Here is a 23,537-nt window from a genome sequence, read left to right as displayed (position 1 = left end):
GCGGGGGCGCGTGGCCCGGCGGGTCACGGCCCCCGGTCGATGTCCCAGTCGAGGGTGGCGGGGACGGAGCCTTCGAGGGTGAGGAGCCAGCGCTTGACCTCGACGCCGGAGCCCCCGCTGTAGCCGCCGAGCCCGTTCGAGGCGACGACGCGGTGGCAGGGGACGATCAGAGGGATCGGGTTGCTGCCCATCACCTGGCCGATGACCTGGGCGTGGACGCCGGTGCCGCTGCGCTCTCCCAGGTCGCCGTAGGTGAGGACCTGCCCGTAGGGGACGGTCTCGTACAGCGTCGAGAGCACCTGGCGCTGGACGTCGGACGTGAGCCGCCAGTCGATGGGCAGCTCGAAGTGCTTCAGGTCGCCGGTGAAGTAGTCCCGCAGGGCCGCCAGCGCGGGGGCGAGGCGGGCGGGGGCGTCCACGACGGTCAGCCCGGTCGCCTTGGCGGTGCGGGCGCGCGCGGCGGGGGTGTCGTGGAAGTGCAGCGAGACGACCCCCGTCTCGGTCTCGCCGACGAGCAGGCGGCCGAGCACGGTGTCGACCGTGCCGAACGCCAGGGTCCCGGTCATCGTTCAGCGCTCCTTCCGCCTGGCTCAGCGTCCCATATCGAACCGGCACCTCCGCCGGTTCCGGTATCACGGTCAACACCGCCGCGGGCCCTCACGTTGCGAGCGCCCGGTGCAGGCGGGCGGACTCCTTCACCAGGCGGCTGGAACCGCCGCGGGCCGCCACGTCCTCAAGGCCCGGGACGGCGTCCTTGGCGCCGGTCGTCTCCGCCAGGCGGGTCGCCAGGGCGATGAGGTCGGGCACGCCGGTCACGGCGCGCTCGCCCGGGGCGGGGAGCGTGTGCGGGAGCGCCGCGGCGAGGATTGCCCAGACCCCGGCGTGCCCGCCGCCGTCGGCGGCCGCCGTGAGGGCCTTCACGGCGCGGGGGAGGGTGAGGCGCTTCAGGGCGGCGAGCCGTCCGAGCGCCGTTCCCGTCTCGGCCGCCGGCAGGTCGCCCCGGGCGGCGAGGACGAGCAGCGACTCGACGGCGTCCGCGCGCTCGTTCTGGCTCCGGTGGGCGAGAGCGCAGGCGAGCAGCGTCCCGGTGGCGGCGCCGGTGGGCCCGTCGGCCCCGGCCAGGTCGAGCATGACGGCGCCCTGGCCGAGGTCGTCCTCGGCCGCGCCCGCCAGGTGGGGGACGAGATGCGCGGCGGCCACCTCTCGGTGGGACGGCAGGATCGATGGCCAGAACGCCTGGGCCGACCTGATGCCCGCCGTCCCGAAGTCCGTCCAGCCTTCTTCCGGGAAGGCGCACAGGTGGGCGATGTCGGAGTCGCCGGGGGCGTCCACCGTGGACAGGATCCGGGTCGGCGGCCGGATCGTTCGGCCGCGGACGCTCGCGAGGGGCTTGTCGAGGACCGCGCATTCGACGGCGGGGTCGGTGAGCCCGCCGTCCGCCAGCCACGCGGCGAGGGTTCGGCCGGCCTTGGACGCCAACCGTCTCGCGCGGGCCGCGGCGGCCGGGTCGATCTCGCGGGGCACGCGCAGCATCGCCTGCATGAGGTCGGCCCGCCCCGGTTCGGCGCCCGCCGCCTCGATCCGTTCGAGCCGCGCGACCAGGACGCCGGGGTCGACGTGGCCGCTGCCCTCGGTCGGGGTCGCGAGGAGGACGGGCGCCTTCCCGACCGCGGACGCGATCTCGTGCCTGCGCAGGGTGAGGAAGCGCTCCATCTGCGGGTGGAACACCGTCCCCGCCTTGCGGGACCGCCCATTCAGAAGGGAGGCCAGTGCTTCGGCGAGGCCATGCGACTTCGCGGGGCGCAGGAGGCTCTGCACAGGGAACTCTATCCAGCTCTCCCGGATGTAGACGCGCCAGGAGGAATGGCTGTCGGCGTCCGTGAGCCAGGACGCGAGGTCGTCGGCGGGTTTGCGGAGGGCCGCGCGCGTCGCCTCCGGGTCGCGGTAGGCGAACTCGACGAGCGCGGCCAGGAAGCGTTCGGACGTGCGCCACTCCTCGTCGGCGCGCAGCAGGACCGCGAACTCCTCGGCCAGCTCGCCGAGGGTGCCTATCGCGGCGGGAGCCTCGCGCGGGGTGAAGGGCGGCGGGCCCGGAAGCGGCTCGGGAGCGGCGGCGGCCTCGACCGCGCCGAACGCCGCCGCGACGGGCTCGCGCAGGACGGCGGGCAGGTCGCGGGCGGCGGCGCGCACCTCCTCGCGGACGGCGCCGCCCGCGTGGCCCGCGTGCCTGGCCGCCACGGCGACGGCCCGTTCGCGCAGGTCGAGCGCGTCGGAGCCGAAGACGGCCGTGACGGCGCGCAGCGTGGCGTCGACCCGGTCGCGCTTGCGGGCCGTGCGGTCGAGCCACGTCAGCGCGGCCTGGACGAGCTTCTTCTCGGGCCGGAACAGCACCGCGTCCGCGGCCTCGTCGAACAGCGCCGCGTCGAGCCCGCCCCCGTCGTCGACGCGGCGGACCTGGCGCAGGGCGAGGCCGGCGACGGTCGAGGGCGCGGCGGGGAGCAGGCGGACGTAGTCGCGCGCGCGGGCGGCCGTGTCCTCCTCGGTGGGCTCCAGCGCGTCGTGCAGCGCGATGAACCAGCGCAGGTCGCGGACGGTGCCGCCGCGCAGGAAGCGGCGGACGCAGCCGTCGAGCAGGAGCGCGCGGTCGAGCCGCCCGGTCGCGGCCATGCCGGAGAGGGCGCCGGCCCAGGTGCCCTTCCGGACGCTCTTCCACTGGGGACTCGCCTCATCCTCGGCGAGGGCGCCGCCCACCGCGTTCACCTCGAACAGCTTCGGGACGAGTGCGTCCAGGAACGGGTCGTCGGCGCCGGGGAGGTCGCGCTCGGTCACCCAGCCGACCACGAAGCCGTCCGAATCCGGGACCGTCCCGGCCGACTCGGCCAGCGCCGCCGCCATGTGCCACAGAATCGACTCGCCTTCGGAGACGCGGATCCGGGCGGCGACGCGGTGGGCGACGTCGGCGCGCCATTCGTCGGGGTGCGCGGACGTGACCGCGCACAGCGCCGCGCAGGTCTGGGCGTGGCCGTTCTGCGTCCACCACAGGCGCAGCTCGCGGCGACAGAGCCACGCGGCCGCGGCAGCCGGTCCGCCGACCGTGCCGGCACCGGCGACCAGCAGCGGCTCCAGCGTCTTGTGGGGCAGCGCGCCGTGGGGCGCCGCGGCGCGCATCGCCTTCAGGCGGTCGGGCAGGTCCTTCGCGACGGCGCGGCGGGCGTCGTCGTCGAGTTCGGCGACCAGGCGCGCCGTCAGCCGCACGTCGCCGGCGTCGAGGGCCTTCTGGAGGTCGTCCCCGCGGGCGCTCATCGGGCCGCCTCCACGCTCGCCCCGCGGCGGACGATCCTGGCGGCGAGGACGTGCTTGCAGGGACCGCGCTCGCCCCGATGGTCGTACCACCACGGGCACGTACAGGCGGCCCGGTCGCCGTCGAAGCGGACGTGGCGCTCGCCGCCGCCGCTCACGACGACCGCCGCGTCCTCGGCGGTGAACCGCACGGCGCCCTCCGCGACCAGCGCGCGCGCCGAACGCAGCCGCGGGTTGAGGTCGGCCACCCGCGCCGGGTCGTAGGGCAGTTCCCGGTGGAAGAACGCGGCCTCGGCGGTGTCGAAGCCGACGCGGCCGGACGTCCCCAGCTGCACCAGCGCCGTCTTCGTCCGCGCGAGCGGGAGCCCCGACCGCTCGGCCAGAAGGCCCGGCTCCACCCGCGGCTCGAAGGACAGCAGCGCGCCGAGCAGGTCGGCGTCCCCCGCCGCCTCGTCGGTCGAGACGGCGTCCAGCACGGCGCCCTCCCCGGAGAAGCCGCGCGAGTGCTGCGGCGACAGCGTCAGGACGTACCGCATGCCGGGCAGCTCCAGCTCCCAGACGCTCGACACCGGCCCGCTCCCGCCGGCGACGGGCGGCCCGTAGACGCGCAGCGCCTTCGCGAAGCGGAGCAGCGGCAGCATCGTCCGCAGCCGGTCGGGCCCCGCCAGGCACACCGCCCCGGGGGACGGGCGCGCCGCGACCCGCAGCGTCCGGCCCGCGGGGACGACCCACAGCGGTCCGCGCCCCCCGCGCGGCAGGGACCGCAGGAACCGCACCGCGTCGGGCCCGCCCAGCTCCCCGCGCGGGTCGAACCCGGCCGTGATGACCTGGACCTCGGCGAAGCCGCGGAGCCAGCGGTCGGGAAGCGGGACCTTCTTCTCCACCACCGCCCCGTCCATCGTGGTGACGGCCATCTCCCCGGCGCCGACCGCCAGGTGCAGCGGATCGGACCCGCCCACGCGGGCGAGCGCCTCGCGCAGCGGCCCGTTCACGTCCACGTTCGTCGTGCCGCGCTCGTGCACCTCGCCGTCCAGCGCCGGTTCCAGCACGTCCAGCCGCGCGTAGACGCCCCCGCAGGCGGAGAACGACTCCATCCGGATCCGGTCGCCGTTGCACGTGACGACCGGATCCCGGAACGAGGTGGGCCGCGGCTGGAAGTACCGGGTCTGCGCGACGTCGGCCAGCGCGAGCAGGCCGGCCGCCGCGGCCGCCGGCCGCGTGAGCGCGCCGCTGAAGAAGTGCGGGTGCGCCTGCGGCCCGCTGCTCGTCGTCCCGCCGGACGTGGACAGCCCCAGGAGCCCCTCGTCCAGCCCGGACGGCCTCGTGTACCGGTACGACTGCGCGGCCCCTGCCGCCACCGTGCTGCTCGCCATGCCGGAAACGTAGGGCTTCGGGCTGACAAACCAGGCCCGGCGCGCCGGGCCGGGGTCGCGGTCGGGGGCCGCGGGACCGGGGGTAGGCTCGTTGACGTGCGACGGTTCCTCACCCCCGGCTGGCTCGGGCTCCACGCGCTCGCGATCGTGCTGTGCGGCGCGTTCCTCGGCTTCGGCTGGTGGCAGTTCGACCGGGCCCAGGGCGGCAACGACCGCAGCTGGGCCTACACCTTCGAGTGGCCGATCTTCGCGATCTTCGTGATCGTGATGTGGGTCAAGATGATCCGGGACGAGCGGGCCGGGGTGCGGCCCGCGCCGAGGATCATCGAGGAGCCCGCCGAGGCCGAGGTCAAGCGGGAGATCATCCGCCGGCAGGAGGAAGAGGACCCCGCCCTCGCGGCGTACAACCGCTACCTCGCGCGGCTCAACTCCGAGAGCCGCGGGCGCGGCTGACCCGCGTCCCGCACGCCCCGCCCATGGGGGGATCCGCCCCGCCCGAGGGGCCGCCGAACGAAAGGTCTGTTCTTGTGGAAGGCGCGGTGACCAGGTACCGGATCCTGGCGCTGGTGGTCGGCACGCTGCTGGTGCTGCTGGTGATCGGCATGATCCTCAAGTACGGGCCCACCGACATGCCGGCGCTCGCGGGCATCGTGGCGCCCGTCCACGGCTTCCTCTACATGGTCTACCTGGTGGTCGCCTACGACCTGTGGCGGCGCACCGGCTGGCCGCTGAGCCGGATGGTCATGATCGTCCTCGGCGGCGTGGTGCCGCTGATGACCTTCTTCGTCGAGCGCCGGGTGGTCCGCGACGCGCGGGAGCTGCCGCCCGCGAAGGCCGAGGCGAGCGTCTGACGGTCCCCGGGGGACTGGTGTGCGGCGCCCGTCTCGCCTAATGTTTGACTGAGTCAAACATTAGGAGGCGGGCATGGAGGCGACCCTGGAGGACGTCGGCACGGTCCGCGCGTTCAACCGCTTCTACACCGGCGTCATCGGGGTGCTCGGCGAGGGGCTCGTCCGCTCCCCGTACTCGCTGACCGAGGCGAGAGTGATCTTCGAGCTGGCGCAGCGGGAGGACAGCGAGGTGCTGGCCCTGCGCCGCGCCCTCGACCTCGACGCCGGCTACCTCAGCCGGATGCTGGCCCGGTTCGAGACCGACGGCCTCGTCGCGCGGGAGCGCGCGCCGGGGGACGCCCGGCGCCAGATCGTCCGGCTCACCGCGCGGGGCCGCGAGGTGTTCGCCATGCTGGACGAGCGGTCCGTCGCCGAGATCCGCGAGCTGCTGGACGGCCTCGCCCCGGGCGACCGCCGCCGCCTGCTGGCGGCGATGCGCACCGTCCAGGACGTCCTCGGGGAGCGTCCCCGCGAAGCCGGCTTCGCCCTGCGCCCGCTGCGCCCCGGCGACCTCGGCTGGGTGGTGGAGCGCAACGGCGCCCTCTACGACGCGGAGTGCGGCTGGGACCGCACCTACGAGGCCCTGGTCGCCTCCGTCGTCGCCGACTACGTGCGCGGGCACGACCCGGAGCGGGAGAACGCCTGGATCGCCGAATCGGACGGGGAGCGGCTGGGCGCGGTGTTCTGCGTCCGCCGGGAGGACGACGTCGCGCAGCTACGGCTGCTGCACGTCGAGCCGCGGGCCCGCGGGACGGGCGTCGGGGCGGCGCTGGTCGCCGCGTGCGTCGACTTCGCCGCCGAGGCGGGCTACGCCGAGATCATGCTGTGGACGACGGCGCTGCAGCGTCCCGCGCACCGCCTCTACGAGCGGGCCGGGTTCGTCCTGGCGGAGCGGGAGGCCCCGGTGGAGCGCTTCGGGGACGTCGTGGACGGGCAGGTCTGGCGCAGGAAGCTGTGAACGGAGCCCGTGGAGGGTGTCGCTCCTCCACGGGCCCTGCTCCGCAGCGATCCCTGACTGCGTAGGCGGCCGGGACGGGGGTCGGACGGAGTACCGGCCGCCTGAGCTCACCGGCTGCGCGCCGGTTCGAATCGGGTCTGGCTCCCACCTCCTTCCGTCGCCGCGCCGGACGCGGGCGCTCGCCCGGCGCTCGGGAGAGGGCGCCTGCGCGGCGCCCGGATGCCTGCGGCCGGACCGGCGGCGCGGCTGCGCGCCGCGGCCGGTCCGGCCTGTGGGGGCGCCGGTGCCGCGGGGGCGAGCGGCACGGGGCCCGGGGGAGGACGCCGGCGCTGGGCCGGCCCGGTACGGCCGAGGACCCGAGGTGTGTCGCCGTGCCCGCCCTCCGCGGCTCCCGCTGGGGGGCGGGGCCGGCCGCGGCGCGGTACGTCGCGAACGTTCTCGGCCGTACGGACCGGGCCGCGCGGGGAAGGGGGCGCGGAGGCGGCCCGGTCCGCCCGTTCGCCACGGTTCATGTGGATCATGTGCCGCCTCCCAACGTTCCACCTGGGGCTTTGCCGCCCGAGTACCTGCCGTTCACCCTGCGTCACGATCTCGTTGCGTTAGGTACCCTCGCGTCATGCGCACGTAAACCGGCCCCCGGGCAAAGAATCATGATCGCGAAGGGGCCTTTGCCTCCCCGTTGCCCCGCGGCTCCGCGCGGGCGGGGCGGTGCGCCAGGTGCCGGGCGAGCGCGGCGCAGGCCAGCAGGGCCACGAGCGCGCAGACGGCCGTCCAGCCGAACCGCGTGCAGGCGCCCGCGCCGAGCCACGAGCCGGTGCTGCCCCCGAGGAACGCGCAGGTCATGTAGGCCGTGTTGACGCGGCTGCGGGCGTCCGGGCGCAGCGCGAAGATCCGCGCCTGGTTCGCGATCATGCCGGACTGCATCGCGACCTCCAGCAGCAGCGTCCCGGCGGCGAGCGCCGCGAGCCCCGGCGCGCCGCCGAGGGCGCCCAGCGCCAGCACCCCGGCCGCCGCGATCGTCCCGGTGATCGCGACGAGGCTGACCGGCTCCGGGCCCCGCCGGTCGACCCGGCGTCCCGCGGCGGGCGTCGCGGCCATGGTGCCCGCGCCGACCAGCGCGAGGACGCCGACCGCCTGCACGCCGAACCCGTACTCGGGGCCGGTCAGGTACAGCGCGAGGGCCGTCCAGACGGCCTGGAACCCGCCGAAGAGCGTCGCCTGGTAGAGGCACGACCGCCGCAGATCCGGCTCCTCGCGCAGCAGCCGCAGCGGCGCCGCCAGCAGCGCCGGGTAGGACTGCCGCGACGGCGGGACGGTCGCGGGCAGCGCGAACGCCAGCGCCGCCGCGATCGCCAGGGTGGCCACGGCGGCGATCAGGTACGGGGCCCGCCAGCCGAGCCGTTCCCCGGCGAGCCCGCCGAAGGTGCGGGCCAGCAGGATGCCGCCGATCGACCCGGCCAGCAGCGTCCCCATGACCGCGCCGCGCCGCTCGGCGGCCACCAGGCCGGCCGCCATCGGCGCGATGACCTGCGCGACCACGGTCGTGACCCCGGCCACGGCGCTCGCGCCGATCAGCCACGCCGGCCCGGGCGCGACCGCCGCGCCGAGCATCGCCGCCCCGGTGACGGCGAGCATCGCCACGATCAGCGGGCGGTGCGGGAACCGGTCGCCGAGCGGCACCAGCAGGAAGTTCCCGGCCGCGTACCCGGACTGCGCCGCCGTCACCACGAGCGCCGCCGAGTCCGGCGCCACGCCCATGCCGGACGCGACGAGCGGGCTCACCGCCTGCGGGAAATAGATGTTCCCCACGGCGACGCCGCAGGTCAGGGACAGGAGGAAGAGGAGGCGGCGGTCGATCGAGGCGTCCGCCGCGGACAGAGGGGAGGACACGGATGCTCCACGTCGAAGTCGACACCGGCGCGGAATCCGCGCAGGCCGGGACGGCGGGGGAGCGACCCCCGCGCGGACCGTCTCGGCGTCGTGGAGCGGTGCCGGCCTAGGCCGCCGCGCGCCCCGCCGCCGCCGAGACGCCGGTAGTGGCCTTGCGGAGAACGGTGTACACGCGCGACCTCCCGTAGCGCACCGGACGACTTCGCGCCGACCCTGGCACGCTCCTCGCCCCCTCCGCAAACGGTTTAGCGCGAGGGGGACTCGGGCTCGTCCATGTTCCAGGTGGTGGGCAGGGAGCCCCCGCAGACGGCGCAGACGTAGTGGTCGTCCTGCCAGTCCCGCACTGCTCGAGATCTCCATGCGGAGAGGCGCGGGCGGGGATGCTGAGGGCCCGCCCGCGCCTTCGGTCGGGACCGGCCGCACGAGTGCGGCTGGTCGATTGATGTCGTCCCGTCCCGGCCCCGCTCGATCCGGGCGTTGGGACGGACGATGGGCAGCTCGCGGTCACAGGCCGGCTGCCATCCCGGGAGGCTCGTTCGCTTACGCGCTCCTTCGCCCGAATCATGGAGATCGCCGCTAGACGCGGGCTGCCTTCGCGATGACCAGCCATGCCTGGACACGTTCCGTGTCGACTCCGACCAGGCGTGCCAGATTCGCGGCCCGAACCGACGCCTGTTCATCAGTGGGGGTCTTCCACGCGGCTACAGCCACGTCATAGCAGACGTCGCCGCTGACCCCGCGAGGATCGACCAGGAACAGTTCCTCGCCGTCACCGACGAGAATGTTGCTCGAGGATGCGTCGCCATGACAGACCATGTTCGAGTCCTCGGTTCCCAAGTCCTCGAGGATGGCGGCCGCTCGTCGTCGCTCGACCTGTGAGGCCCAGGTACGTCCTGACGGGAGGTCGTTCGACCTCTCGTCATTCAGTCTGGAGCGCAACCAGTCGACGAGAGTTGGAAGCCTGTCATTCTCCGTCTTCCGGTCAAGCATCTTCCGAAAGATCGGAGCCAGGCGTTCAACCGGGACTGTCTCGCCCTTCAGGGAGTCACCCGGGAAGATGCGGCTTGCTACGGTCCACACGCTGACCGGTGTCTGAACGACATCGTGGATCCGCGGACCCACGCCCATGTTGAACAGTGCTTGCGCTACTTGGGCCTGGTCCATTCCCCGTGGATCGGGAGTGGACCTGACGACCAGCCGTTCATGAGCTGTTGCGATCTCGACCACGAACCCGTAGCGAGCGTTGAAGGTCCGAACGGGACGTCCTTCGTATCGCTCGCATATTCCCGCTAGTTCGTCCGGAGCCTTCTTCAGCCAAGCGGGAGCCAGTTCGGGCCAACAAGCCGTCACGGCTTCGTTCACATTGGCTGGAATCTCTATCTCGGCGCCTACCGGATCCGGGCGAAAATTCTTGTTTGTTTTAGCCACTGTTTCTCCTTGATCTGATTTTCGGCGAGTTCACTCGGACCCCGTCCTGGATGGGGCTTGCGGAGACTATCCCCTAGCCGCCGACGTCTTGCAAGCTCACGCGAAGAGGCCTCGACGGCGGTCTTCTCCATGGGCCACGCCCGTCGCCCCGGGGTAGTTTTCGCGTGTCGCCGACACCGGGAAAAGAGCTGATCCGAACGTGACGCTGTGCCCGGAGACCTGAGTTTGGAACCGGAAGGGTTCGCGCGGACGGGACACCCCGGCGGGACCGTGCGCCATACGCATCGGCGCGGGTCGGTGGAGAGGCCACTGGCGACCGCGCGGGGGGCGGCGGCGTCAGCCCGCCGACCCGCAGGCGCCCTCCGCCGCGCTCAGGGCCCGTGGCCCGGTTCATGCGCCGGCGCCGCCACGTCCGGACACGGCTGCCAGACCCCAGTGCACCGGACCGGGACGGCCACCGGCCGTCCCGGACCGTAGCGGCGAGTTGATCGCTGAGAGCGAACGTTGCTGCGGAAACAAAATGCTGCTCCGTTTTCTTGAGTGTGAGTGACTCAATCTTGCGGTTGGGTGTCCTACTGAGTTGGAGCTGAGCATGAGCGAGACCCTGACGCTGCCGGTGCTGCCCCTGGAAGACGGGGTCGTTCTGCCCGGCATGGTGGTGCCCCTGGACCTGTCGGAGAGCGGCGAGGTCCGGGCCGCCGTCGAGGCCGCGCGGGCGGTGGCGCAGACCAAGGGGCCGGGCATCCGGTCGGCGGCCAAGCCGCGGGTGCTGCTGGTGCCCAGGCTGAACGGGCAGTACGCCGGCATCGGCACGCTCGGCGTGATCGAGCAGGAGGGGCGGCTGCCCGGCGGTGAGCCGGGCGCGGTCGTCCGCGGCGTGGAGCGGGTGCGGATCGGCACCGGGACGACCGGGCCGGGGGCGGCGCTGTGGGTCGAGGGGACGGCGGTGGAGGCGCCGCCGGCGACCGGGCGCGCGCAGGAGCTGGCGAAGGAGTACAAGGGGCTGGTCAGCGCGATCCTCCAGAAGCGGGGCGCCTGGCAGGTCGTGGACGTCGTGCAGCGGATCGACGACCCCTCCACGCTGGCCGACAACGCCGGGTACGCGCCGTACCTCACCGACGAGCAGAAGATCGAGGTCCTGGAGACCGTCGACGTCGTCGAGCGGCTCACCCTGGTGATCGGGTGGACGCGGGACCACCTCGCCGAGCTGGACGTCGCGGAGACCATCCGCAAGGACGTCCAGGAGGGCATGGAGAAGACGCAGCGGGAGTTTCTGCTGCGCCAGCAGCAGGAGGCCATCCGCAAGGAGCTGGCCGAGCTGAACGGCGACCCGGCCGACGAGGAGGACGACTACCGGGCCCGGATCGAGGCCGCGAACCTCCCCGAGAAGGTGCGCGAGGCGGCGCTGAAGGAGGTCGACAAGCTGGAGCGGTCGTCCGACGCCTCGCCCGAGGGCGGCTGGATCCGCACCTGGCTGGACACCGTCCTCGACATCCCCTGGAACGAGCGGACCGAGGACGCCTACGACATCGCGGGCGCGCGGGAGATCCTCGACGCCGACCACGCGGGTCTCGACGACGTCAAGGAGCGCATCGTCGAGTACCTGGCCGTGCGCAAGCGGCGCGAGGAGCGCGGCCTGGGGGTCGTGGGCGGACGCAGAAGCGGCGCGGTGCTCGCGCTGACCGGTCCTCCCGGGGTCGGCAAGACGTCGCTGGGAGAGTCGGTCGCGCGGGCCATGGGACGCGAGTTCGTCCGGGTCGCCCTGGGCGGCGTCCGGGACGAGGCCGAGATCCGGGGGCACCGCCGCACGTACGTGGGCGCCCTCCCGGGACGCATCGTCCGGGCCGTCCGGGAGGCGGGGACGATGAACCCCGTCGTCCTGCTGGACGAGGTCGACAAGGTCGGCGCCGACTACCGGGGCGACCCGACCGCGGCGTTGCTGGAGGTCCTCGACCCCGAGCAGAACCACACCTTCCGGGACCACTACCTGGAGGTGGAGCTCGACCTGAGCGACGTGCTGTTCCTGGCGACCGCGAACGTGGTGGAGGCGATCCCCGGGCCGCTGCTCGACCGGATGGAGCTGGTGCAGCTCGACGGCTACACCGAGCACGAGAAGGTCACGATCGCCCGCGACCACCTGCTGCCGCGCCAGCTCGACAAGGCGGGGCTGGAGGCGTCCGAGGTGGCCTTCGGCGACGACGCGCTGCGGCTGCTGGCGGCCGAGTACACCCGGGAGGCCGGCGTCCGGTCCCTGGACCGCTCGATCGCGCGGGTGCTGCGCAAGGTCGCGGCCAACGTCGCGCTCGGGAAGGCGGCGCTGCCCGTCCGGATCGGCGCGGACGACCTGAAGGACTACCTCGGCCGGCCGCGGTTCACCCCGGAGGTCGAGCTGGGCAGGAACGAGCGCCGGACCGGTGTGCCGGGCGTGGCCACGGGCCTCGCCGTCACCGGCGCGGGCGGCGACGTGCTCTACATCGAGGCGTCGCTGGCCGACCGGGAGACCGGTGACACCGGCGTGACGCTCACCGGCCAGCTCGGGGACGTCATGAAGGAGTCGGCCCGGATCGCGCTCAGCTACCTGCGCTCGCGGGGCGCGGAGCTGGAGCTGCCGGTCGGCGACCTGAAGGACCGCGGCGTGCACGTCCACGTGCCCGCCGGCGCGATCCCGAAGGACGGCCCGAGCGCGGGCATCACGATGACGACGGCGCTGGCGTCGCTGCTGTCGGGCCGCCCGGTGCGCTCGGACGTGGCGATGACCGGTGAGGTGTCGCTGACCGGGCGGGTGCTGCCGATCGGCGGGCTGAAGCAGAAGCTGCTGGCCGCGTCGAGGCTCGGCATCACCACCGCGATCGTGCCGAAGCGCAACGAGCCGGACCTGGAGGACGTCCCGGCGGAGGTGCTCGAGAAGATGACGGTGTTCGCCGTCAGCGACGTCCGCGAGGTGCTGGACCTGGCCCTGGAGCCCGCCACCACCCCGGTCGCCGTCTGATCGCGGCGCGCGGAACGCCCGTGCCGGGTTCGTCCTGGCACGGGCGTTCTGACTTCAATGAACTATCTGGTCGCCCGAAATCCGGAACCGTGCATGGACCGCGGCGGACGGGGCAGACCGCGCCGCGTGTTGGTGGAGATGTGGCAGCCCGCGGCAGCGGGCGAGAGGGTCCCTTGGTACGTCGTCGCCCTGCGCGTGTTGGTCGTCATCGTCGCGTTGGGTTTTCTTGGCGTCTTCTTCTATTTCGCGTTCAGGCTCACGCTGACGCCCGTCCATGACAACGGGCAGGCGGGCGGGAACACCGATCCGGGCAAGTCGCTCCGGTTCTATATGGACCGCCCGACGAAGGAGGCCATCCTCCAGATCGGCGGCAACGTGATACTCCTGGCGCCGCTGGGAGTTCTCCTGCCCCTGGTCTGGACGACCCTCCGAGGCCCCGTGCGGCTGGCGCTGGTGAGCGGCATGCTCTCGCTGGCCATCGAGACGGTCCAGGGCACGTTCGTGATGGGACGGGCCTTCGACGTCGACGACGTCATCCTGAACGTCCTCGGTGTCGTGCTCGCCTATCTGCTCCTCGGCCGGCGGCTCTCCATGACCCTCCGCGGCCGTTAGCGGGGGGTCAGGCGGAAGACTCTGAGCTGGCGTCCGGCGCGTTCCACGTAGCGGTCGTAGACGGGCCAGACGGCGGTGAGGCGAGGCCAGATCTCCTTGCGCTGGACGTCGTCCAGGAGGTGGGCGGTCACCGGGACGGTGCGGCCCTGGAAGCTGACCTGCGCGTCGGGGTTCTTTAGGAGGTTGCCGGTCCAGGCGGGGTGCTTCTCCCGGCCGAAGTTGGAGCCGACGACGTACCAGCCGCCCTCCCGGTCGGGCAGGCACGCGAGCGGCGTCTGCCGGGGGAGGCCGCTGACGGCGCCGGTCGTCGTCAGGACGAGGCTCGGCACGAGGAGCTGGCCGAGCATGAGCCGTCCGCCGGTGAGCCGGTGCAGCGTCCGGTCGACGGGCGGGACGACCTTGGGCCCCACCCTGGAGAACCATTCGGCGCCCGAGACCCGGTGGAAGACCGGTCCGAAGGTGCGCTGGACGAGGGTCGGCATCGGGGCCTCCTTGGCGGCGAGCCGTCCGGCCCGGCGCGGGTTCAGATGGCCGCTCTCGGCCAGCCAGCGCAGGCCGTCGGCGACGGTCTCCTCGACGGGGCGCAGCGTCAGGCCGAGCGCGTCCAGGATGGGGCGGTCGTCGGTCGGCACCAGCGTGACCATGAACTCGGCGGCGTCGCGGGTGAGCGGGTAGTCGAAGCGGCGGACGCGCTTGGCCGCGTCGAGGACGGAGCCGAGCGCGAGCATGACGCGGCTGGGCACGCGGACGCGCCGGCACCTCACGCCGGTGAGGCGGTCGCACAGGTCGGCGTACTGCGGCCAGGTCAGGTAGTGGCCGCCGAGCACCCAGCGGCTGGGGCCCTGCCGTGCCTCGACGGAACGTGCCAACGCCTCGCCGAGGTCGCGGACGTCGATGACCGAGACGCCGCCGCCGGGAAGCGGCCACACCTTGCCGAGCGCGGCGGCGAGGCCCTCCATCAGCGCGTCCAGCGTCGGCTGGTCCGGGCCGCACACGCCGCCGGGGTAGACGATGGTGACCGGCGCGCCGTCCTCCTGGAGGCCGCGCACGTAGCGCTCGGCCGCCAGCTTGGACCTGCCGTAGTCGGTCCGGGGGCTCGCCAGGGCGTCCCCCGCGGTGATGACGGGGCCGGACGGCGGGACGAACACCGCGACCGTCGACACGTGGACCACAGATGCCAGGCCCTGCGCGACGGCCCCGCCGACCACGTTGCGGGTGCCCCGGACGTTCACCTCCACCAGGTCGCCGGCGCCCCCGGTCACCCCGATCGCCGCGGCGGTGTGGATCGCGGCGTCGCAGCCGCGGAGCGCCTCGGCGACCGCGTCCTCGTCCAGCATGTCGCCGCGGACGAGTTCGACGTCCCCGGGGTCGACGCCGACCGCGCGCAGGACCTTCGCGGCCCGGTCCGGGTCGCGGACGAGCGCGCGGGGCCGGTGCCCGGCGGCGAGCAGGGCGCGGACGGCGTGGGACCCGACGAACCCGGAGGCGCCGGTGACGAAGATCCGCATAGGGCAAAACTAGCGCTTGGTATGACCCCGGCGACAGCCGAGGCCCCCGAGTAACGACCGGGATTTCGGACACCTCCATTACCGGAGAGGCGGACGGCCGGGGCGTTGACGCTTCTGGAACGCTCCATCAGACTCGTGTCTCCACCTGACCGCCGACCGGAGGGCATCGATGAGGATCGGACTGGCCGGAGCGGGGCGCATCGGTGCGCGCCACGCCGCCGCACTGCGAAAGTTGCCCGAGGTGGAGGCGGTGGTCGTCGCCGACGCCGATCCGGGGCGCGCCCGGGAGCTGGCCGCGCGCCTGGGCGGGGGGACGCCCGAGGTCACCGCGCTGGACGCCGTCGAGGGGCTCTTCTCCGCCGGGCTGGACGGCCTGGTCGTCGCGGCGGCCACGGACGCGCACGCGACGCTGGTGGAGCGCGCCGTGACGGCGCGAATCCCCGTGTTCTGCGAGAAGCCGCTCGCGTCCGACATTGATGGAACGTTCCAAATCGTCCGGGCGGCGGCCGGCGCCGGCGTTCCGGTGCAGGTCGGGTTCCAGCGCCGGTTCGACGCCGGGAACGCGGCGGCGCGCGAGGCCCTCGCGTCGGGGCGGCTCGGCTGGCTGCACACCGTCCGCTCGTGCAGCTTCGACCCGGCGCCGCCGCCCGCCGAGTACGTCCCCACGTCCGGCGGGCTGTTCCGCGACTGCCTCATCCACGACCTGGACCTCATCCGGTTCGTCACCGGCCGCGAGGTCGTCCGGGTGATGGCGGTGGGCGCCAACCGCGGCGACGACTTCTTCCGCGAGGCCGGCGACGTCGACACCGGGTCCGCGCTGCTCATCCTCGACGACGGGGCGCTCGGGCAGGTCTCGGCCACCCGCTACAACGCCGCCGGGTACGACGCGCGCCTGGAGCTGTTCGGGTCCAAGGACAGCGTCATCGCCGGCTTGGACGACCGGACGCCCGCGACCGCGCTACCGGACGGGGACCAGCCCAAGACGCCCTACGGCGGCTTCATGGAGCGCTTCTCCGACGCCTACGACGCCGAACTGAGGGCCTTCGCGGACGTCGTGGCGGGCCGCCGCGCCAACCCGTGCCCGCCGGAGGAGGCGCTGGAGGCGTTCTACCTCGCCGAGGCGTGCGAGCTGTCCATGCGGGAGGGGCGGATGGTCGCCGTCGAGGAGGTGCGGCGGTGAGGATCGCCGGCGCGCCGATCTCGTGGGGCGTGTGCGAGGTCCCCGGCTGGGGCCACCAGATGGAGCCCGGCCGGGTGCTCGCCGAGATGCGCCACCTCGGCCTGGCCGCCACGGAACTGGGCCCGGACGGCTTCCTCCCCAGGGCCGCGCAAGCGCGGGACGAACTGCTCACCTCATTCGGCCTGGGTCTCGTGGGGGCGTTCGTGCCCGTCGTTCTGCACGACCCCGCGTTCGACCCGCTGCCCGTGGTCGAGCAGGCGTGGGACGACATCGACGGCGTCCTCGTCCTGGCCGCCGCAACCGGACTCGACGGATACGACGAGCGTCCCGTCCTCGACACCAAGGCGTGGGCGGCGCTGCTCGCGAACCTCGACGCGATCGCCGCACGCGCCGCCGAACGCGGCAGGCTCGCCACCCTGCATCCCCACGTCGGGACGGTCGTGGAGCGGCGCAGCGAGGTCGAGCGCGTGCTGGGCGGATGCAGCATCCCGCTCTGCCTCGACACAGGGCACCTCCTGGTCGGCGGGACCGATCCGGTGTGGCTGGCGCGTTTCGCGGCGCCGCGCATAGCGCATGTCCATCTGAAGGATGTGGACGTGGGCCTCGCCCAACAGGTACTCAAGGGAGACATCACGTACACGAGCGCGGTGCGGGACGGGCTGTACAGGCCGCTCGGGGACGGCGACATCGACATCCCCGACATCATCCGCACCCTGGAGATCGCCGGTTACGAAGGCTGGTGGGTGATGGAGCAGGACACCGTCCTGGCCGGCGAGCCCGAGGAGGGCGCCGGACCGTACGGCGACGTCCGCAGGAGCCTCGACTACCTCGCCGGGGTGGCCCGATGACGTTCGACCTCATCACGATGGGGCGGGTCAGCGTCGACGTCTATCCGAACCAGGTGGGCACGCCGCTGGAGGACGTCGAGACGTTCGGCAAGTACCTCGGCGGCAGCCCGACCAACGTCGCCGTGGCGGCGGCCAGGTACGGCCGCCGGACCGCCGTCGTCACGCGCACGGGAGAGGACCCCTTCGGCCGGTTCGTCCACAAGGCCCTCCGGGGCTACGGAGTGGACGACCGGTTCGTCACCGCCGTCCCCGGCCTGCCGACGCCGCTGGCCTTCTGCGAGATCTTCCCGCCGGACGACTTCCCGCTGTACTTCTACCGCTACCCCAAGGCGCCCGACCTGGAGATCCGCCCAGAGGAGCTCGACCTCGACGCGATCCGCTCGGCGCGCATCGTCTGGGCCACGGTCACGGGCCTTTCCCAGGAGCCCAGCCGGGAGGCCACCCTGACCGCGCTGGGGGAGCACCCCGGGCAGACCGTCATCGACCTCGACTACCGGCCGATGCTGTGGGACGACCCATCGGAGGCTCCGCACTGGGCGGGCCTCGCCTTGGAACGGGCGACGGTCGCGGTCGGAAACCTGGAGGAGTGCGAGGTCGCCGTGGGGGAGCGGGAGCCGCGCGCCGCCGCCCGCGCGATCCTGGCCCGCGGCCCGGAACTCGCCATCGTGAAGATGGGCCCGGAAGGCGTCCTCGCGGCGACGGCCGACGAGGTCGTGGAAGTGCCCCCGGTCAAGGTGGACGTCGTCAACGGACTCGGCGCCGGGGACGCGTTCGGCGGCGCCGTCTGCCACGGCCTCCTCGCCGGATGGGGACTGCGGCGGCTCGTCGAGTTCGCTGGTGCCGCGGGAGCGATCGTCGCGTCCCGCATCGCCTGCTCCGACGCGATGCCCACGCAAGACGAGGTCGACGAACTCCTCAAGGAGCCACGATGAAATACCACCTGCCCGCCGGAACCGCCGCGGAAGCGCCGTACGGGCTCGTCGTGACCCCCGAGTCGGCCGGTTGGGCGTATTCGGGGCTGCGGGTCCTGGAGCTGCCGGAAGGCGGCTCGCACGCGTTCGACACCGGCGAGTTCGAGACGATCGTGCTTCCGCTGGCAGGGTCGTGCGCCGTGGAGTGCGACGGTGAGCGGTTCGAGCTGGAGGGCCGCGAGAACGTCTTCGCCCGCGTCAGCGACTTCGCCTACGTGCCGCGCGACGCCCACGTGACCGTCCGCGGCGGCGGGCGGTTCGCGCTGGCGGGCGCCCGGTGCGAGCGGCGGCTCGCGCCCCGCTACGGGCCGGCGGAGAAGGTCCCGGTCGAGCTGCGGGGTGCGGGCTCGGCGAGCCGGCAGGTCAACAACTTCGGGACGCCGGAGGGTTTCCCGTTCGCCGAGAAGCTGATCGCGTGCGAGGTGCTGACGCCGGCGGGCTGCTGGTCGTCGTTCCCGCCGCACAAGCACGACGAGCAGGGGCCCGGCGAGTCGGTCCTGGAGGAGATCTACTACTTCGAGGTCGCCCGGGACGGCATGGCCTACCAGCGCGTCTACGGGTCGCCGGGACGTCCGATCGACGTGCTGGCGGAGGTCCGCAGCGGCGACGCCGTGCTGATCCCGCACGGCTGGCACGGCCCGTCGATGGCGCCGCCGGGACACGACCTGTACTACCTGAACGTGATGGCCGGGCCGTCGCCGGAGCGCGCGTGGCGCATCTGCGACGACCCGGAGCACGCCTGGATCCGCGGCACCTGGGAGGGGCTGCCGGTCGACCCGCGGCTGCCGCTCACCTCGGCGGAGGGACGCTCGTGAGACTCACCGTGGCGCAGGCGCTGGTGCGTTTCCTCTCGGCGCAGTACAGCGAGCGGGATGGTGAGGAGCGGCGGTTCTTCGCGGGGTGTTTCGGGATTTTCGGGCATGGCAATGTGGCGGGGATGGGGCAGGCGCTGCTGGAGCATGGTGACCTGTTGCCGTATTTCATGGCGCGTAATGAGCAGGCGATGGTGCATGCGGCTGCCGGGTTCGCGCGGATGAGTGATCGGTTGTCGACGTTGGCGTGTACGACGTCGATCGGGCCGGGTGCGACGAACATGGTGACGGGTGCGGCGTTGGCGACGGTGAACCGGTTGCCGGTGCTGCTGCTGCCGGGTGACATCTTCGCGACGCGGGCGGCCAGTCCGGTGTTGCAGGAGTTGGAGGATTCGCGGTCGCTGGATGTGTCGGTGAACGACTGCTTCAAGCCGGTGTCGCGGTACTGGGATCGGGTCAATCGGGCGGAGCAGTTGCCGGGGGCGTTGCTGGCGGCGATGCGGGTGCTGACCGATCCCGCTGAGACGGGTGCGGTGACGTTGGCGTTGCCGCAGGATGTGCAGGCCGAGGCGTTCGATTGGCCGGAGGAGTTGTTCGCGCGGCGGGTGTGGCGGGTCGGGCGTGCGGTGCCCGAGCCGGCCGCGCTGGGGGAGGCGGTGGAGCTGCTGCGGGGGGCGGAGCGTCCGTTGATCGTGGCGGGTGGCGGGGTGATCTACTCGGGTGCGGCGGCGGAGTTGGGGGTGCTGGCGGGGCGGACGGGGGTTCCGGTCGCCGAGACCCAGGCGGGTAAGGGTTCGCTGCCGTGGGATCACCCTTCGTCGGTGGGGGCGGTCGGTGCGACGGGGACCACGGCGGCCAACGCGTTGGCGCGTGAGGCCGATGTGGTGGTGGGGATCGGGACCCGGTACAGCGATTTCACGACCGCGTCGCACAGTTTGTTCGCTCATCCGTCGGTGAGGTTCGTCAACATCAATGTCGCTCGTGCCGATGCGGTGAAGCTGGGGGGAGTGTCGGTCGTGGCCGACGCCCGCGAGGCGATCCGGGCGCTGGAGGAGGCGCTGGACGGCTACAGCGTCCCGCAGGCCCACAGGGACCGCGCCCAGGCCCTGATGGCCGACTGGAACGCCGAGGCCGACCGGGCGTGCGCGCCCCAGAACGGGGAGCTGCTCACCCAGGCCGAGGTGATCGCGGCGGTCAACGAGGCCGCCGGGCCGCGGGACGTGGTGGTGTGCGCGGCGGGGTCGATGCCCGGTGACCTGCACAAGCTGTGGCGGACCCGGGACCCCAAGGGCTACCACGTGGAGTACGGGTACTCCTGCATGGGGTACGAGATCGCCGGGGGTCTCGGCGTGAAGATGGCCGCGCCCGACCGGGAGGTGTTCGTCCTGGTCGGTGACGGGTCCTACCTGATGATGGCCCAGGAGCTCACCACGGCCGCCGCCGAGGGGGTCAAGCTGGTGGTGGTCCTGGTCCAGAACCACGGGTACGCCTCCATCGGCAACCTCTCCGAGAGCGTGGGCGCCCAGCGGTTCGGCACCCGCCACCGCCTGCGCACCCCCACCGGCCTGGACGGCGACCCCATCCCGGTCGACCTGGCCGCCAACGCCGCCAGCCTCGGCGCCGACGTCATCCGCGCCGGCACGTCCACCGAGCTGCGGGACGCGCTCCAGCAGGCGCGCGAGTCCCCCAGGACCACCGTCATCCACATTGAGACGAACCCCTTGGCGGACACCCCCGACAGTGCGGCATGGTGGGACGTCCCGGTCGCGGAGGTGTCGGCGCTGGACTCCACCCGGGAGGCCCGCGCCCGATATGAAAGGGATAGGCGTACGCGCCGTCATCATCTGTGATCAACTCCTCAGACCGACCATTCGGGGAGAAACGGAGAGCAGCCGATGAGAGGCGTTTTCGCGCGTGGGACGTCCAGGGGCCTCGCGGTGCTGGCCGCCGCGGGGCTGCTGGCACTGAGCGCCTGCAGCAGCTCGGGCGGCAAGAAGTCCGAGGACACCCCGGAGGGCGCCGGCCCCCGGTTGAAGATCGCGATGGTCACGCACTCCGGCGCGGGCGACACCTTCTGGGACATCGTGCAGAAGGGGGCGAAGGCCGCCGCCGCCAAGGACAACGTCGAGTTCCTCTACTCCGCCGACCCGGACGGAGGCAAGCAGGCCCAGCTCGTCCAGGCCGCGCTCGACAAGAAGGTCGACGGCATCATCGTCACCCTCGCCAAGCCGGACGCGATGAAGGACGTGCTGGCCCGCGCCGCGGCCGCGAAGGTGCCGGTCGTGTCGATCAACTCCGGCGCCGAGGAGTCGGCGAAGCTCGGCGCGGTCGCGCACTTCGGGCAGGACGAGTCGATCGCCGGTGAGGCGGCCGGCACGGAGCTGGCGAAGATCGGCGCCAAGAAGGCGCTGTGCGTCGTCCACGAGCAGGGCAACGTCGGCCTGGAGGACCGCTGCGCCGGCGCGAAGAAGACGTTCGGCGGCGACCTGCAGAACCTGTTCGTCCAGGGCACCAACATGCCGGAGGTGAAGTCGTCCATCACGGCCAAGCTCCAGGCCGACAAGGGCATCGACGGGATCCTGACGCTCGGCGCCCCGTTCGCGGCGACCGCCGTCGACGCGGTGAAGGAGACCGGGAGCAAGGCCAGGATCGGGACGTTCGACCTGAACAAGGACCTCATCGCCTCGATCAACTCGGGCGCGATCGAGTTCGCCGTCGACCAGCAGCCCTACCTGCAGGGCTACGGGGCCGTCGACGAGTTGTGGCTGCTGAAGAACAACGGCAACGTGCTCGGCGGTGGGCGGCCCGTGCTGACCGGGCCCGCGATCGTGACCAAGGAGAACGCGGGGCAGCTGGAGGCGTTCGCGAACCGGGGCACGCGATGACGCAGGCGGTGGCCGGGCCGCCGGAGGCCCGCCCCGACGAGCGCCTGGCCCGGCGGTCGCCCGTGCGGCGGCTGCTGGGCCGCCCGGAGCTCGGCGCGCTGCTCGGCGCGGTGGCGCTGTTCGCGTTCTTCTCGATCGTCGCGGACGCGTTCCTGCGCGCCGGGTCGTTCTCCACCGTGCTGTACGCGGCCTCGACGTTCGGGATCATGGCGGTCGGGGTGTCGCTGCTGATGATCGGCGGCGAGTTCGACCTGTCCGCCGGGGTGATGGTGACGTCCTCGGCGCTGATCGCGGCGCTGACCGCCTACCAGTTCACGCTGAACGTGTGGGCGGGCGTGGTGATCTCGCTGGTGCTGACGCTGGCGCTCGGCATGGTGAACGGCGTCCTGTACGTCCGGACGCGGCTGCCGAGCTTCATCATCACGCTCGCCACGTTCTTCATGCTCGCGGGCCTGAACCTCGGCGTGACGAAGGCGCTCACCGGCAACGTCGCCAGCGACTCCGTCCGCGACATGGACGGCTTCGCCTCCGCCCGCGCGGTCTTCGCCTCCGACGTGGACGTGCTCGGCGTCAACGTCAAGGTTACCGTGTTCTGGTGGCTGGCGTTCACGGCGGTCGCCACCTGGCTCCTGCTGCGCACCCGCGTCGGCAACTGGATCTTCGCGGTGGGCGGGGCCGCCGGCAGCGCCCGCGCGGTCGGCGTGCCCGTCGACCGCGTGAAGATCGGCCTGTTCATGGGCGTCGCGTTCTGCGCGTGGTTCTCCGGGATGCACCTGGTGTTCGCGTTCGCGACCGTCCAGTCGGGGGAGGGCGTCGGCAACGAGTTCCTCTACATCATCTGCGCGGTCATCGGCGGGTGCCTGCTCACCGGCGGCTACGGGTCGGCGGTCGGCGCGGCGATCGGCGCGTTCATCTTCGGCATGACGAACAAGGGCATCGTGTACGCCGAGTGGAACCCCGACTGGTTCCGGTTCTTCCTCGGCGCGATGCTGCTGATCGCGACCGTGGTCAACCTGGTCGTGCGGCGCAGAGTGGAGCGGTCGCCATGACGGACGCGAAGGGGGCGCCGCTCATCAGGCTCAGCGGCGTCGGCAAGAACTACGGCAACGTCATCGCGCTGCGCGACGTGGACCTGGTGGCCGCCGCGGGCGAGGTCACCTGCGTCCTCGGCGACAACGGGGCCGGCAAGTCCACGCTCATCAAGGTCGTCGCCGGGCTGCACCGCCACGACACCGGCACCTACGAGGTGCGGGGCGAGGAGGTGAGCTTCGGTTCGCCCCGCGACGCGCTCGACCGCGGCATCGCGACCGTCTACCAGGACCTCGCGGTCGTCCCGCTCATGCCGGTCTGGCGCAACTTCTTCCTCGGCTCGGAGAGGCGGGGGCGCTTCGGCGCCATGGACGTCCGGTCCATGCGCGAGACCACCCACCGGGAGATGGCCGCGATGGGCATCGACCTGCGCGACGTCGACCAGCCCATCGGGACCCTGTCGGGCGGCGAGCGGCAGTGCGTGGCCATCGCCCGCGCCGTCCACTTCGGCGCCGAGGCCCTCGTCCTGGACGAGCCCACCGCCGCCCTCGGCGTCAAGCAGGCCGGGGTGGTGCTGCGCTACATCGTGCAGGCGCGGGAGCGGGGCCTCGCGGTCGTCTTCATCACCCACAACCCGCACCACGCCTACCCGGTCGGCGACCGCTTCCTGATCCTGAACCGCGGGCGCGGCATCGGCCACCACACCAAGGAGGAGATCACCCGCGAGGAGCTCACCGGCCTCATGGCGGGCGGCGGCGAGCTGGAGGAGCTCGCCCACGAACTCGACGCGGCGGGCTCGCCGGCCGCCGCCGCGCGGATGGCGAAGGAGGCCGAGACCCTGGGCCTCACCGACGACTGACGACC

The 23,537-nt window shown here is 72.9% G+C and carries 19 protein-coding genes; 13 read left to right on the top strand and 6 right to left on the bottom strand.

Features of this window, described 5'->3' with window-relative positions; translation table 11 throughout:
* Nucleotides 1–23: 23 nt before the first annotated feature.
* The 3 genes from BKA00_RS15355 to BKA00_RS15345 form a co-directional block, all read right to left on the bottom strand.
* Nucleotides 24–566 carry a methylated-DNA--[protein]-cysteine S-methyltransferase gene (locus BKA00_RS15355; RefSeq protein WP_185025654.1) on the bottom strand — a complete coding sequence of 181 codons (543 nt, stop codon included), beginning with the start codon at nt 564–566 and terminating at the stop codon, nt 24–26.
* A gap of 91 nt (nt 567–657) precedes the next feature.
* Nucleotides 658–3,303 carry a DUF7824 domain-containing protein gene (locus BKA00_RS15350; protein WP_185025653.1) on the bottom strand — a complete coding sequence of 882 codons (2,646 nt, stop codon included), beginning with the start codon at nt 3,301–3,303 and terminating at the stop codon, nt 658–660.
* Nucleotides 3,300–4,673, bottom strand: a complete 1,374-nt coding sequence (locus BKA00_RS15345; RefSeq protein ID WP_185025651.1) for an SWIM zinc finger family protein — start codon at nt 4,671–4,673, stop codon at nt 3,300–3,302. The genes BKA00_RS15350 and BKA00_RS15345 overlap by 4 nt, the downstream gene beginning before the upstream one ends.
* A 96-nt stretch (nt 4,674–4,769) precedes the next feature.
* Here BKA00_RS15345 and BKA00_RS15340 point away from each other — a divergent pair, with 96 nt between their 5' ends.
* The 3 genes from BKA00_RS15340 to BKA00_RS15330 all read left to right on the top strand — a co-directional run bounded on the left by BKA00_RS15340 (nt 4,770) and on the right by BKA00_RS15330 (nt 6,521).
* A complete protein-coding gene (locus BKA00_RS15340; protein WP_185025650.1) occupies nt 4,770–5,126 on the top strand; it encodes a hypothetical protein in 357 nt (118 codons plus the stop codon).
* A gap of 86 nt (nt 5,127–5,212) precedes the next feature.
* Nucleotides 5,213–5,524, top strand: a complete 312-nt coding sequence (locus BKA00_RS15335; RefSeq protein ID WP_230299216.1) for a DUF3817 domain-containing protein — start codon at nt 5,213–5,215, stop codon at nt 5,522–5,524.
* A gap of 73 nt (nt 5,525–5,597) precedes the next feature.
* Entirely contained in the window at nt 5,598–6,521 is a 924-nt protein-coding gene (locus tag BKA00_RS15330) for a bifunctional helix-turn-helix transcriptional regulator/GNAT family N-acetyltransferase (RefSeq protein ID WP_185025648.1), read from the top strand.
* Nucleotides 6,522–7,169: 648 nt separating this feature from the next.
* Here the strand turns inward: BKA00_RS15330 and BKA00_RS15325 are convergent.
* Both BKA00_RS15325 and BKA00_RS40440 read right to left on the bottom strand, forming a co-directional pair.
* Nucleotides 7,170–8,411 carry an MFS transporter gene (locus BKA00_RS15325; protein WP_230299215.1) on the bottom strand — a complete coding sequence of 414 codons (1,242 nt, stop codon included), beginning with the start codon at nt 8,409–8,411 and terminating at the stop codon, nt 7,170–7,172.
* Nucleotides 8,412–8,987: 576 nt separating this feature from the next.
* The gene (locus BKA00_RS40440) at nt 8,988–9,839 is read right to left on the bottom strand and encodes a phosphotransferase (RefSeq protein ID WP_185025647.1); all 852 of its coding nucleotides are present in this window, start codon (nt 9,837–9,839) and stop codon (nt 8,988–8,990) included.
* A 592-nt stretch (nt 9,840–10,431) separates the two neighbouring features.
* On the opposite strand from BKA00_RS40440, the gene lon reads away from it, so the two are divergent.
* Together lon and BKA00_RS15310 are read left to right on the top strand one after the other, a co-directional pair.
* Entirely contained in the window at nt 10,432–12,828 is a 2,397-nt protein-coding gene (lon, locus tag BKA00_RS15315; protein ID WP_185025645.1) for an endopeptidase La, read from the top strand.
* Between the two features lie 57 nt (nt 12,829–12,885).
* The gene (locus BKA00_RS15310; protein ID WP_230299214.1) at nt 12,886–13,440 is read left to right on the top strand and encodes a VanZ family protein; all 555 of its coding nucleotides are present in this window, start codon (nt 12,886–12,888) and stop codon (nt 13,438–13,440) included.
* Here BKA00_RS15310 and BKA00_RS15300 read toward each other — a convergent pair.
* A complete protein-coding gene (locus BKA00_RS15300; protein ID WP_230299213.1) occupies nt 13,437–14,948 on the bottom strand; it encodes a nitroreductase family deazaflavin-dependent oxidoreductase in 1,512 nt (503 codons plus the stop codon). The two genes, BKA00_RS15310 and BKA00_RS15300, sit on opposite strands and share 4 nt — an antisense overlap.
* Before the next feature lie 169 nt (nt 14,949–15,117).
* On the opposite strand from BKA00_RS15300, the gene BKA00_RS15295 reads away from it, so the two are divergent.
* From BKA00_RS15295 to BKA00_RS15260, 8 genes are read left to right on the top strand one after another with little or no spacing between them, the layout of a single operon-like run.
* Nucleotides 15,118–16,128, top strand: coding sequence for a Gfo/Idh/MocA family protein (locus BKA00_RS15295; RefSeq protein ID WP_185025643.1), 1,011 nt, complete (start codon nt 15,118–15,120; stop codon nt 16,126–16,128).
* Nucleotides 16,125–16,976: a TIM barrel protein gene (locus tag BKA00_RS15290; protein ID WP_230299212.1), complete on the top strand. Its 852-nt coding sequence runs from the start codon at nt 16,125–16,127 to the stop codon at nt 16,974–16,976. Before BKA00_RS15295 ends, BKA00_RS15290 begins: the two co-directional genes overlap by 4 nt.
* Nucleotides 16,973–17,908: a 5-dehydro-2-deoxygluconokinase gene (iolC, locus tag BKA00_RS15285; RefSeq protein ID WP_185025641.1), complete on the top strand. Its 936-nt coding sequence runs from the start codon at nt 16,973–16,975 to the stop codon at nt 17,906–17,908. Before BKA00_RS15290 ends, iolC begins: the two co-directional genes overlap by 4 nt.
* A complete protein-coding gene (gene iolB, locus BKA00_RS15280; protein ID WP_185025640.1) occupies nt 17,905–18,762 on the top strand; it encodes a 5-deoxy-glucuronate isomerase in 858 nt (285 codons plus the stop codon). The genes iolC and iolB overlap by 4 nt, the downstream gene beginning before the upstream one ends.
* Nucleotides 18,759–20,609 (top strand): 3D-(3,5/4)-trihydroxycyclohexane-1,2-dione acylhydrolase (decyclizing), encoded by a 1,851-nt coding sequence (gene iolD, locus BKA00_RS15275; RefSeq protein WP_185025638.1) that lies wholly within the window; start codon nt 18,759–18,761, stop codon nt 20,607–20,609. The genes iolB and iolD overlap by 4 nt, the downstream gene beginning before the upstream one ends.
* A 45-nt stretch (nt 20,610–20,654) precedes the next feature.
* Nucleotides 20,655–21,644, top strand: a complete 990-nt coding sequence (locus BKA00_RS15270; protein ID WP_185025636.1) for a sugar ABC transporter substrate-binding protein — start codon at nt 20,655–20,657, stop codon at nt 21,642–21,644.
* Nucleotides 21,641–22,693, top strand: a complete 1,053-nt coding sequence (locus tag BKA00_RS15265; protein WP_185025635.1) for an ABC transporter permease — start codon at nt 21,641–21,643, stop codon at nt 22,691–22,693. The genes BKA00_RS15270 and BKA00_RS15265 overlap by 4 nt, the downstream gene beginning before the upstream one ends.
* Complete coding sequence (locus BKA00_RS15260) at nt 22,690–23,532, top strand: ATP-binding cassette domain-containing protein (RefSeq protein WP_185025633.1); 843 nt, start codon at nt 22,690–22,692, stop codon at nt 23,530–23,532. The genes BKA00_RS15265 and BKA00_RS15260 overlap by 4 nt, the downstream gene beginning before the upstream one ends.
* The last annotated feature ends 5 nt before the right edge of the window (nt 23,533–23,537 follow it).

The organism is Actinomadura coerulea (genome assembly GCF_014208105.1).
Lineage (GTDB): Bacteria > Actinomycetota > Actinomycetes > Streptosporangiales > Streptosporangiaceae > Spirillospora > Spirillospora coerulea.
Note: the sequence above shows the minus strand (reverse complement) of the source record. Positions and strands in the feature narration are given on the sequence as shown.

Coding starts and splice junctions, on each gene's coding strand:
- BKA00_RS15355 (WP_185025654.1), bottom strand. CDS start 566: ATGACCGGGACCCTGGCGTTCGGCACGGTCGACACCGTGCTCGGCCGC.
- BKA00_RS15350 (WP_185025653.1), bottom strand. CDS start 3,303: ATGAGCGCCCGCGGGGACGACCTCCAGAAGGCCCTCGACGCCGGCGAC.
- BKA00_RS15345 (WP_185025651.1), bottom strand. CDS start 4,673: ATGGCGAGCAGCACGGTGGCGGCAGGGGCCGCGCAGTCGTACCGGTAC.
- BKA00_RS15330 (WP_185025648.1), top strand. CDS start 5,598: ATGGAGGCGACCCTGGAGGACGTCGGCACGGTCCGCGCGTTCAACCGC.
- lon (WP_185025645.1), top strand. CDS start 10,432: ATGAGCGAGACCCTGACGCTGCCGGTGCTGCCCCTGGAAGACGGGGTC.
- BKA00_RS15310 (WP_230299214.1), top strand. CDS start 12,886: ATGAACTATCTGGTCGCCCGAAATCCGGAACCGTGCATGGACCGCGGC.
- BKA00_RS15300 (WP_230299213.1), bottom strand. CDS start 14,948: ATGCGGATCTTCGTCACCGGCGCCTCCGGGTTCGTCGGGTCCCACGCC.
- BKA00_RS15295 (WP_185025643.1), top strand. CDS start 15,118: ATGAGGATCGGACTGGCCGGAGCGGGGCGCATCGGTGCGCGCCACGCC.
- iolC (WP_185025641.1), top strand. CDS start 16,973: ATGACGTTCGACCTCATCACGATGGGGCGGGTCAGCGTCGACGTCTAT.
- iolB (WP_185025640.1), top strand. CDS start 17,905: ATGAAATACCACCTGCCCGCCGGAACCGCCGCGGAAGCGCCGTACGGG.
- BKA00_RS15270 (WP_185025636.1), top strand. CDS start 20,655: ATGAGAGGCGTTTTCGCGCGTGGGACGTCCAGGGGCCTCGCGGTGCTG.
- BKA00_RS15265 (WP_185025635.1), top strand. CDS start 21,641: ATGACGCAGGCGGTGGCCGGGCCGCCGGAGGCCCGCCCCGACGAGCGC.
- BKA00_RS15260 (WP_185025633.1), top strand. CDS start 22,690: ATGACGGACGCGAAGGGGGCGCCGCTCATCAGGCTCAGCGGCGTCGGC.